At 33.0% G+C, this 10,994-nt stretch carries 9 protein-coding genes; 7 read left to right on the forward strand and 2 right to left on the reverse strand.

The features are described from left to right. Positions 1-59: 59 nt before the first annotated feature. Positions 60-1,439: an ATP/GTP-binding protein gene (locus tag L1276_RS17305; RefSeq protein ID WP_253789958.1), complete on the forward strand. Its 1,380-nt coding sequence runs from the start codon at positions 60-62 to the stop codon at positions 1,437-1,439. 2 nt (positions 1,440-1,441) lie between these two features. Continuing rightward, the gene (locus L1276_RS17310) at positions 1,442-2,095 is read left to right on the forward strand and encodes an RloB family protein (RefSeq protein ID WP_253789960.1); all 654 of its coding nucleotides are present in this window, start codon (positions 1,442-1,444) and stop codon (positions 2,093-2,095) included. 68 nt (positions 2,096-2,163) lie between these two features. Here the strand turns inward: L1276_RS17310 and L1276_RS17315 are convergent, their stop codons facing one another. Continuing rightward, positions 2,164-2,373 (reverse strand): helix-turn-helix domain-containing protein, encoded by a 210-nt coding sequence (locus L1276_RS17315; protein ID WP_253789962.1) that lies wholly within the window; start codon positions 2,371-2,373, stop codon positions 2,164-2,166. A gap of 163 nt (positions 2,374-2,536) precedes the next feature. On the opposite strand from L1276_RS17315, the gene L1276_RS17320 reads away from it, so the two are divergent. After that, on the forward strand, positions 2,537-2,740 hold the full coding sequence (locus L1276_RS17320) for a SymE family type I addiction module toxin (protein WP_253789964.1): 204 nt from the start codon (positions 2,537-2,539) through the stop codon (positions 2,738-2,740). Between the two features lie 337 nt (positions 2,741-3,077). Here L1276_RS17320 and L1276_RS17325 read toward each other — a convergent pair whose 3' ends face one another. Continuing rightward, entirely contained in the window at positions 3,078-4,289 is a 1,212-nt protein-coding gene (locus tag L1276_RS17325) for an MFS transporter (protein ID WP_253789966.1), read from the reverse strand. Between the two features lie 128 nt (positions 4,290-4,417). Here L1276_RS17325 and L1276_RS17330 point away from each other — a divergent pair, with 128 nt between their 5' ends. The 4 genes from L1276_RS17330 (at position 4,418) to L1276_RS17345 (ending at position 10,840) form a co-directional block, all read left to right on the forward strand. Continuing rightward, a complete protein-coding gene (locus tag L1276_RS17330; RefSeq protein WP_253789969.1) occupies positions 4,418-5,209 on the forward strand; it encodes a helix-turn-helix domain-containing protein in 792 nt (263 codons plus the stop codon). Positions 5,210-5,544: 335 nt separating this feature from the next. Further along, positions 5,545-7,731, forward strand: coding sequence for an alpha-L-rhamnosidase C-terminal domain-containing protein (locus tag L1276_RS17335; RefSeq protein ID WP_253789971.1), 2,187 nt, complete (start codon positions 5,545-5,547; stop codon positions 7,729-7,731). 169 nt (positions 7,732-7,900) lie between these two features. Next, positions 7,901-9,574, forward strand: coding sequence for a hypothetical protein (locus L1276_RS17340; RefSeq protein WP_253789973.1), 1,674 nt, complete (start codon positions 7,901-7,903; stop codon positions 9,572-9,574). Positions 9,575-9,715: 141 nt separating this feature from the next. After that, positions 9,716-10,840, forward strand: a complete 1,125-nt coding sequence (locus L1276_RS17345) for a glycosylase (RefSeq protein WP_253789975.1) — start codon at positions 9,716-9,718, stop codon at positions 10,838-10,840. Positions 10,841-10,994: the final 154 nt, after the last annotated feature.

Below are 10,994 nucleotides of genomic sequence, written 5' to 3' on the forward strand. Positions count from 1 at the left end.
ATATTAATAATCTAAGATGTGAAAAAATCACTACATTTGTATTTGTAAAATTATATATTATGTTAATTAGGTTTTCAGTTGAGAATTTTTTGTCATTTAGTGACCGACAGGTTTTTTCATTAATACCAGGTAAAGGAACTTTGAAAAGTGAACATAAAACTAAGAAAATTAGGGGAGTATCACTATTAAAAACTTCTGTTATATTTGGTGCAAATGCATCAGGTAAATCGAATTTAATAAAGGCAATTGATTTTGGTCAAAAATTAGTTCTAAAAGGAACAAAATCGGAAACTAAAATTGATTATCAAAATTTCAGATTAGATTTGCAAGCAGCAAATAAATATTCAAGAATTGAATACGAACTACAACATAAAGGCAAAAATTATGCTTACGGATTTACATTTAATTCTGATATTATTAAAGAAGAATGGTTATATGAAATAACTATCAAAAACGATAATAAAATTTTTGAAAGAAATATTGAAGATAAAGAGATATTTGACCTAGATAATATAACAAAAAAAATAAAATCTCAGGAAGAACAACAATTCTTGAGATTCATTGCAAAAGGAACACCTAATAATCAACTTTTTTTGAATGAAATAAGAACTAGAAAAGTGAAAGAAAATGTTTCACAAATAGATGATTTATTAAACGTTATTGATTGGTTTCAAAATTCGTTAAAAGTCATATTTCCTGAAGATAAATATAATGAAGGTCTTAAATTTGAATTAAAACAAGATGAAGAACTGCTTACAACTTTTGAGCAATTCTTAGAATATTTTGATACAGGTATAAATGGTGTTTGTTTGGAAAAGGTTGATTTTGAAAGTGTTGATGTCCCTAAGTCAATTTTAAATAAAATAAAAGAAGATCTTTTAAGTAAAAAATCAGAAAATCTTCGAGCATCTATTTTATCAATTCAAAATACAACTTATTTTCTCTCAGTTAAAGACAATGATTTAGTTTATGAAAAATTCATGACTAAACATCTAGTGAAAGGAAAAAAAGAATTAGAAAAATTTGATACAAGCGACGAGTCAGATGGTACTAATAGAATTATGGATTTTATCCCATTGATGATGGATTTATTAAAGGGAGATAATGTTTTCATTATTGATGAAATGGAAAGAAGTTTACATCCAAATTTAATATATGATTTAATAGATTTATTTATATCAAAAGCTGTTAATGTTAATAGTCAATTAATTTTAGCAAGCCATGAATCTTCTTTATTAACTCAAAAGTTGTTAAGAAAGGATGAAGTTTGGTTTGTGGTAAAAGATAATTTTGGTTCAAGTAAATTGCATTCTCTTGAAGATTATAATATTAGATTTGATAAAGAAATTAGAAAAGATTATTTGTTAGGTAGATTTAAGGCTATTCCTCGTATTGGAAATAGAAGCAGACTTACAATATTAAATAAAAGTGATTTGTAATTATGCCTAGAGAAAGAGAAGAGTTATTTCGAGATAGTGGATTTGCAGATAAAGAAAAAATTATAGTTTTAGCTTTTGAGGGAAATGATACAGAGCAAATATATTTTGAAGAATTTAAAGATTCTAAAAAATTTAATGATGACTTAATTTATTTGCATTTGCTTAAAAGACCAAAAAGTGATACAAACAGTGCTCCTAATCATGTTTTTAAGAAATTAAAAAAGGAGGCTAAAGATGAATATAACTTTAATGAACATGACGAATTATGGATGGTTATTGATACTGATAGATGGAAAAATATTCCTGAAATCATTGAAGAGTGCAAGAAATTAGACAATATGTTTGTTGCTGTAAGCAACCCTTGTTTCGAACTTTGGTTGTTATTACACATTAAAAATGTTTCTGATTACAAAGAAGAGGAACTAGAATTAATTTTAAGAAATGCCAAGATAACTTCAAAGAAAAACTATCTTGATGTTAAGCTAACCGAAATTTTAGGCTCTTATAATAAAAGTAATCCTAAACCTGAATTATTTATTCCTCATTTGAAAATTGCTATTGACCAAGCTAAAAGATTAAATGCAAAAAATGAAGACTTTCCCACATCATTAGGTTCACATGTATATAAAATTGTAGAGAAGTTAATTAAGGTGTAAAATAACGCATAATATTCATATGGATATTATTAGTTATTTTTATTCTTTTTTATACATCTAACCTTTAATCACTTCACAGTCGACACCAGCAACTCCCGAATATCAACCTTCAAATATTTAGCAACCTCATAAAGCGTTTCAATAGAAGGCTGAGCTTCATTTGTACACCAACGAGAAACAGTTGATACAGTTTTGCCTAAATGATTGGCTAATTCCTTACTAGTTCGATTGTTTTCAACCAAAACAACTTTTATTCTATTTAACTTAAGTTTCGACACAATGTTGATTTATTGACATTTCATGCAAATATCTTATAATTTAAATATAATAAAAAGAATACTTCAAATACTCAAAATTGCCCTAAAACAATAATTTAGTGTCTAAAAAATATTATTTGTAGTATAATTTTTACTATTTTTGTTTCAATGAAATAAAAATAAAATGAAACAATCAGCGAAAAGACGATTAAAAATACAACCAAAGCATATCGCAAGATCATATAATCGTTATGTGATATTTCCAGAAATACGTCTTTGCGGAAAATGGCTTCAGAAAATTGGTTTTAATTACGGGAATTTCGTAACGATTGAACATCAACAAAATAAAATTATTATTACAACCAATAATGAAATTGAAGCGAAATAAAAATCATCTATTAAAACATAACCAGTGGTTTCAACCACGGGGACGCAATATATAACATTCCGTTTAGCAAAATACGTTTCCCGTGGTTGAAACCACGGGCTATGTTTTGAAAAAGATTATAAATAATAAGGCGAAGCTATTTTATAAGTTGCCTCCAGTTTTAACTGGAGGTCTATGTAAAAAGAATAGAAAAAGGCTTTAGCCAAATTGTAGATATTTTGGCTAAAGCCTTTTGAGCTTTATATTTTTTCTCATCCCGATTTATCGGGACGCAATTAAAATCTTATATTAAAAATAAAAACTTTGCGCCTTAGCGACTTTGTGGCATAAAAAAAAATTACTCAACCTTCTTTTTCTTTTCTAAATTAGGCAAAAAACCAGTAATTACCCCAATCAAAGGCAGAAACGCACAAATCTTAAATACATATTCAATACTTGTAGCATCGGCAATTTTTCCTAAAATAGCAGAACCTAAACCGCCCATTCCGAAAGCAAATCCGAAGAAAAGACCCGCAACAAGTCCGACTTTTCCGGGCAATAATTCTGTAGCATAAACCAAAATTGCTGAGAATGCCGAAGAAAGAATCAATCCGATAATTACAGATAAAGTTCCAACCCAGAATAAAGAAACGTAAGGCAACATTAAAGTAAACGGAGCTACTCCTAAAATAGAAACCCAGATTACATATTTTCTGCCGTATCGATCTCCAATTGGTCCTCCAATCAAAGTTCCTGCAGCAACAGCACCCGAAAACAAGAATAAATATACTTGTGACTGCTGAATCGTGATGTGGAATTTATCGATAAGGAAGAAAGTATAATAACTCGTAATGCTACTCATGTAGAAATACTTAGAGAAAATCAGAACCAATAAAATAATCAACGAAGCAATTACTCGGTTTTTAGACAAATGATGTGTTTCGATTTGGTGAGAAGCTTTATTCGCATTTCTTTCCGATAAATGTGCAGTGTACCAAATCGCAATTTTATACAAAGCAAAAACACCAACCAAAGCGATAATACAAAACCAAGCGATATAAGATTGTCCGTGCGGAATAACAATAAAAGCAGCTAATAAAGGTCCGATTGCACTTCCGGCATTTCCTCCCAATTGAAAAATAGATTGTGCCAAACCTCTTTTTCCGCCCGAAGCCAAATGCGCCACACGCGAAGATTCAGGATGGAAAATTGAAGATCCAATTCCGATTAAACTTACTGATAATAATAAGTAAACAAAGCTTGAGGAAATCGAAACCAGAAAAAGTCCAACCATTGTAAAACACATTCCAACAATCAGCGAATACGGTTTTGAATTTTTATCGGTATACATTCCCACAAACGGCTGTAAAATAGACGCTACCATTTGATAGGTTAAAGTAATAATACCAATTTGGGTAAAACTAAGATTAAAATTTTCTTTAATTAATGGATAAACTGAAGGTATAACGGCCTGTAAAAGATCATTAATTAAATGAGAAAAACTGATGATGAATAAGATCGAATAAGTGGTTTTTTTAACTATGTCAGGATTTGCTTTGATAGTGTCCATGAGATATTTTTTGATTTTTAAATTAGATTAAAAAACAACAGCTGTATTATTTTTTGCAAAGATTAAAAGAATACTAATGTCAGAATTGCTATATTTGGACAATGAATAGTCAATATCGGACATATAGAATGGCCACGGATTTTGGATACCAAATAGATTCCTCAATCCCAGTTATTGGTTATACCGAAATGGTAACCAATGAAATGTGTATTTCGCATTCGCATCCAAGAGGTCAGCTAATCTACGCAACTCGTGGCGTAATGAACGTTGTGGTAGGCAATCATATTTGGGTTGTGAATCCGTTGCAAGGTTTGTGGCTTCCTGGCGGAGTGGAACATCAGGTTACTTTTCAGAAAGACGTTAATTATTACAGCGTTTTTATCGATCCGTCTGCAATGGAAGGATTGCCAACTAATAGTTTTTCCTTTGATATTCCAATGTTTTTAAAACAGTTGGTTTTTAAAATCATTTCTTTTGGAATAGAAGGAAATCTTACGCCATCGCAAAAAAGAATTAGTGACGTTTTTTTAGACGAATTAGCTTTAATTGAGCCAAGTGCAACTTTTCTCCCAACAACCAATCACGAAAGACTTCAAAAAGTGGTTGAACTTTTAATGAATGATGTTGCCAGTAAAAACACCATAGAGTACTACGCCGAACTTTCTTTTATGAGCACCAGAACTTTGTCCCGATTGTTTATTAAAGAATTGGGAATGAATTTCAGCGATTGGCGCACACGTTTAAAATTGTTAGAAGCCATAAAACGTTTAGGTGAAAAACAATCTATCAAAGAAATTGCCTTTAATTTAGGTTACGAGACTACAAGTGCCTTTATTTATATGTTTAAGAAGCATTTGGGCAAAACGCCTTCTAATTATATTTTAGAAGATGAAAATGAATCTGAGAGGATGATTGCTTAGATTATAATTTACACAAAAATAAACACAATCGTTGTCATTTCGACGAAGGAGAAATCTTCGCAAGTAACTCCGCAACGAATGTTCAATCTTTGTCGAGCCTTTTGTGGAGATTTCTCCTTCGTCGAAATGACAAAAAACACTAAAATAATTAGAATCCGTTTCATCCGTGTCTCATAAAATTATAACATCATTTTTTTTAATACTAAAAAAGTGATAACTCATAATTTTTACCTTAAAAAATTATCAAAAAGTATTATTTTTTATGAAATAACAGGATAGTGCAGGTTGTGAAATGTAAAGATAACACTTATCTTTAGTCCCAAAATAAACTTACTATGCTAAACCGCTTTTCCATTTTTAAAATTTTACTTCTTTTTGTTGCTCTTTTTTCTTGTTCATTAGTATTAGCACAAGAAAAACCAAAAGAAGCGACATGGATCTGGTATCCAGGAGATTTTGAAGTTTGGTTAAGCAATAAAATGCAGGTAAGACGCACTGAACGCGAGGCAGTATTTCCACCGCTTTGGCAATATTATAGCCCTTATGCCTTGGTCACTTTTCAGACAGAAGTAGATATTCCACAACCAGACGAAGTGAAAATCTATTCAGAAGGACCTTTTCAATTACTTTTAGATGGCGTTCAAATTTACGGACAGCCAAAATCGATTACAGTTCCTGCTGGAAAACATAAAATTTCCTTTAAAGTTTACAATCAAGAAGTGTTGCCAGCTATTTATATTACTGGTAATTACGTTAAATCTGATGCTTCTTGGAAAGTAACCAACGAAGATAAACTTTGGATTGATGAAACTGGAAAAGCACAACAATCGGGTACACCTTGGGTTCCTGTTGGTTCTTGGAATTTTAATTCGCCAGAAAATAAACCTTCAGGATTTAAATTAACAACAAAACCTTTAAGTTCAAAGAAAACAGAAAAAATAGGATCTGGCCAATTGTTAGATTTTGGTAAAGAAACTTTTGGTTATATAAAAATTCACGGTTTAAAAGGAAAAGGCAAACTAGCATTGTATTATGGAGAATCTCGTGAAGAAGCCTTGGATTCTACCAAATGCGAAACATTAGATCATTTATCTTTTGATGGAAAACAATCTGAAACTTATACACATGATGGCTCGAAAGCATTTCGTTATGTTCAGGTGCAAGCAGATGCTGGAATAAAATACGATTCAATTTCGATGCTTTATGAATATTTGCCATTAGATTATCGTGGCGCATTCAAATCTTCGGATGAACAATTGAATAAAATTTGGGATGTGTCGGCTTACACGATGCATTTAACGTCTCGTGAATTTTTTATAGACGGAATCAAACGTGACCGCTGGGTTTGGTCTGGCGATGCTTATCAAAGTTATTTAATGAATTATTATTTATTCTTTGATTCGGCTTCGGTAGAAAGAACACTTTTAGCCCTTCGTGGAAAAGATCCTGTAACGGCTCACGTAAATATAATAATGGATTATTCACTCTATTGGTTTGTAGGTGTTTACGATTACTACTTACATACGGGCGATACAAAATTCATCAAAACTTTTTATCCAAGAATGAAATCACTGATGGATTTCTGTTTAGAAAGAAGAAACAAAAATGGATTCTTGGAACCTTTAGAGGGAGACTGGGTTTTTATTGATTGGGCAGACGGACTTCCAAAAACGGGCGAAGTTAGTTTTGAGCAAATGCTTTTAGCAAGAAGTTTAGAAGCCATGGCCGTAAGTGCTGAAATTGCTGGCAAAACTGAAGACCAAAAACAATATCAAAAATTAGGAGATGATTTAAAAACGAAATTATTTGATGTGTTTTGGGATAAAAAAGAAAACGTGATGAAACACCAGCGTATCGACGGTAAAATGCAAAATATTGTAACCAGATACGCTAATATGTTCGGTATATTTTTCAATTATTTTAATGAAGAACAAAAACAAAGTGTAAAAAACAAAGTGTTACTTAATAAAGATGTTCTTCAAATCACAACTCCATATATGCGTTTTTACGAATTGGAAGCATTGTGTGCGATGGGCGAGCAAGATTACGTTTTAAAAGAAATGAAAGATTATTGGGGCGGAATGCTGAATGAGGGCGCAACATCTTTTTGGGAAGAATACAATCCGAACAAAAAAGGAAAAGAACATTTAACAATGTATGGTCGCCCTTATGGAAAAAGCCTTTGCCATGCTTGGGGAGCAAGTCCGATTTATTTATTAGGAAAATATTATTTAGGTGTAAAACCAACTGCTCCTGGCTATTCGGAATATGAAATCAAACCAAATCTTGGGGGCTTAAAATGGATAGAAGGAAAAGTGCCAACTCCAAACGGAGAAGTTACAGTGTATTGCAGTACCAAAAAGATCAAAGTAAAAGCAGGCGAGGGAGAAGGAAAATTGATTTTTGAAAGTGCCAGCAAACCCAAAACAAATTCAGGAACGATAACGGAATTATCAAAGAATAAATATCAGTTGATTGTAAAACCGAGTGTGGAGTATAAAGTGAGTTATAAGGCTCTGTGAGTTATGAGTGATTAGTGATTAGTGTATAGTTTAAACGTCTAGTTTGTCATTCCGAGGAACGAGGAATCACACTCGTAACCACAAAGATTGTCGACTATTGTTGCGGAATTCCTAGTGTGATTCCTCCTCCGTCGGAATGACAAAAAAGTCAATAAAAAATAAAAAACCAATGTTTTCAAAAAGTAAAAAATACAATTTCAAATTAAAAACAGCTTTCTTAATGCTGTTCATTGTCTGCATTCAAGCCACAGCACAAACCGCATGGAAACCAGCATCATTTGAAATTGTAAAATCCAATTACAAAACTTTCAAAACCACACAATACGCTCATGTATTTTCAGGAAGCAAACACAATATTGTTCGTTTAGCCCCAGAATTGCAAGGTTTGACTGGAATTGAACTTCCTTTAGATAAATATAAAAACGGAACTAATTCTCCTTTGCAGTTAAAGTTTAAAGAACCAGTTCAGGTTTTAATTGGAATTTTTCAAGAAAATAATCCAGAATATCTTCAAGCTGATAAACTTCAAAATGGAAAATTAGTTTTAGAAAATGGAGTAACGATTACAGGTTTACCTTCTGTTAATGTTTATGCAATTTCATTTTCAAAAGGAACACAAACCATAAACGTCGGAAAAGGATTATTTGCCGTTTTAGGAGTTGTAAAAGCTTCTGAAAAACTAGAATATAGAAATGCCAATTTTCCAGACGGAAAACTTTGGAATCCGACATTCATAGTTGAAGGATTTTCAGATGAAAAACCACTTTTCGAAATCATAGGCGGAGAAAATAAACCCGTTATTGATGAAGGAATGTCTGGAACAGAGGGAATTCAAGGCGGTTTTGAAGGCGGACGTGTGGTAAAAGTCGGTGATACCTATCATATGTTTCCAACGGAAAGAGCAGGAGAAAAAGGCGTTGATTACTATTATGATCGTGTAAAAACCAAAATTGGACATTGGACAAGTAAAGATGCCATCCATTGGAAAAGAGAATCTACAATATACCAAGCAAGCGGAACTTATGCCCTAACCGAAGATGATAACCCGATGAATGATCGTCGTGCTGCAATTTGGTCGTATATGCCGATTTTTAATGAAAAAGCAAACAAATGGTACGGCTATTATTTGGCGTATACAGTAAGCAAAGAAATAGAACCAAATCATTCATTTGGAAGAATTTGGCGTTGTGAATCGACAGTTGAAGGAATCGATGGAATCGGCGGACCATATAAAGATATGGGAATCATTATGGAACCAGGATTAGATTCTCAGCCTTGGGAAGGACGTCAGGGGGTTGCTTCGTTTTTTCCATACCAAGTAGGCGATAAATACTTCGGCTTTTATAGCGGCGCTTATCCGTTTAATTCATGGGCAGATTATCCAAAGAAATCGGGAAAAGGATGGTTTGTGGCTTTGGCCGAATCTAAAAGTTTAGAAGGGCCTTGGTTAAGAATGAACAAAGGTTTGGAACCCATTAAAACCATGCATCCGCTGTTTGTTGAAAATCCAATAGTTAGCCAGTTACCAAACGGAATGTACATCGCTATTTTCGACGGAGGGCCAGACGGTTGGGGACATCATTTACCCAACATGATTGCGTATTCCTTATCAGCAGATGGTGTTAATTGGGCAGAAGCACATTATTTACCAATCGAAACTAAAGTGGATAAATGGTGGGATATTATGAGAACACCATTGTGTTTAATTCCCGAAGGAAATGATGTGTACACAATCGTTTATAATGCAATCGATTTAAAGAAAAGATTTCATCCAACAGGAATGGTAAAAGTAAAATTAAACAAAGACGTGATGGAATCTAAATTAAAAGAATTGAAAAAATAATTTCACGCAGATTTTGCAGATTTAAGCAGATTATTAATTGATTTTTATCTGCGTCCATCAGCTAAAATCTGCAAAATCTGCGTGAAACAAAAAATAAAAAAACTTAGAGCCTTAGCGCCTTCGTGGCAAAAAAACATAAAAATGAAAATTAAATACCTAATTCTAACCATTTCAGCACTTGTCATAACAGGTTGTGCAACTAAATACAAGAAAAGAGAAATTACCGACAGCGTAATGCAGGAGATTTACGAAGAAATCAAAACGCCTTACAAATACGGTTTGGTGATGGTTCCTACCGACAACTCATATAAAATGGACTGTCCGAGTGTATTTAGAAAAGACGGTAAATGGTATATGACGTATTTAATTTACGACGGAAGAGGTTATGAAACTTGGCTTGCAGAAAGCGAAAATCTTTTAGATTGGAAATATCTGGGAAAAGTAATGTCTTTCTCAGAAAATGAAAAGCATTGGGATGTCAACCAAAAAGCAGGATATATTTCGTTGCAAGATCCAACTTGGGGCGGAAGTTACGAATGGGAAAAATACGATGATAAATACTGGATGAGCTATTTTGGCGGAGACAGTAAAGGTTACGAAGCAGGTGTTTTGTCTATCGGAATGGCGTACACCAAAGAAGCGCCAACAAAACCGTACGAATTTCAAAGATTAGAAAATCCTGTTTTGACTCCAAAAGACAAAGATGCAAGATGGTGGGACAATAGTACGATGTACAAAAACAGTGTGATTCGTGATAAAGATAAAGTTACGGGACACAATTTTATCATGTATTATAATGCCCGTGGCGATAGTATAAATCCTGCTAAAGGTGCAGAACGTATTGCTATGGCAGTATCAAACGATATGAAAGAGTGGAAGCGTTATGGAGATAAACCATTAATTAATCATCATAAAGGAATTTCGGGTGATGCTTATATTCAGCGTATTAATGATACTTGGGTGATGTTCTATTTTGGAGCTTTTTGGACGGGTTGGAATCAAGGTGCATTTAACCGTTTTGCCGTTTCGAATGATTTAGTAAACTGGACCGACTGGAAAGGCGACGATTTAGTTAAATCCTCTGAATCTTACGATGATATGTTTGCACATAAATCATTTGTCGTAAAGCACGACGGAGTAGTTTATCATTTTTACTGCGCCGTTAACAAAGCAGAACAGAGAGGAATTGCAATTGCAACTTCTAAAGATCTAGGAAAAAGCAAATTGAATTTTGTGGCACCGCCGGAGAAAAAGAAGAAGAATTAAGAGCAAAGTACAAAGTACAAAGTACAAAGAATTAAGATACAGTACGTTTTAAACCTGACAGGTTTTTAAAACCTGTCAGGTTTAATTACATAAAATAAATAAAGACACAGTTTGTCATTTCGACGAAGGAGAAATCTCCACAAGTAGCTTCGCA

This window comes from Flavobacterium sp. HSC-32F16, assembly GCF_024171645.1.
Taxonomy (GTDB): Bacteria; Bacteroidota; Bacteroidia; order Flavobacteriales; family Flavobacteriaceae; genus Flavobacterium.

What these genes read in the sequence shown, in the direction of transcription:
- L1276_RS17340 (WP_253789973.1), top strand. Translation starts at nt 7,901, where the DNA reads ATGTTTTCAAAAAGTAAAAAATACAATTTCAAATTAAAAACAGCTTTC.
- L1276_RS17310 (WP_253789960.1), top strand. Translation starts at nt 1,442, where the DNA reads ATGCCTAGAGAAAGAGAAGAGTTATTTCGAGATAGTGGATTTGCAGAT.
- L1276_RS17335 (WP_253789971.1), top strand. Translation starts at nt 5,545, where the DNA reads ATGCTAAACCGCTTTTCCATTTTTAAAATTTTACTTCTTTTTGTTGCT.
- L1276_RS17345 (WP_253789975.1), top strand. Translation starts at nt 9,716, where the DNA reads ATGAAAATTAAATACCTAATTCTAACCATTTCAGCACTTGTCATAACA.
- L1276_RS17330 (WP_253789969.1), top strand. Translation starts at nt 4,418, where the DNA reads ATGGCCACGGATTTTGGATACCAAATAGATTCCTCAATCCCAGTTATT.
- L1276_RS17325 (WP_253789966.1), bottom strand. Translation starts at nt 4,289, where the DNA reads ATGGACACTATCAAAGCAAATCCTGACATAGTTAAAAAAACCACTTAT.
- L1276_RS17305 (WP_253789958.1), top strand. Translation starts at nt 60, where the DNA reads ATGTTAATTAGGTTTTCAGTTGAGAATTTTTTGTCATTTAGTGACCGA.
- L1276_RS17320 (WP_253789964.1), top strand. Translation starts at nt 2,537, where the DNA reads ATGAAACAATCAGCGAAAAGACGATTAAAAATACAACCAAAGCATATC.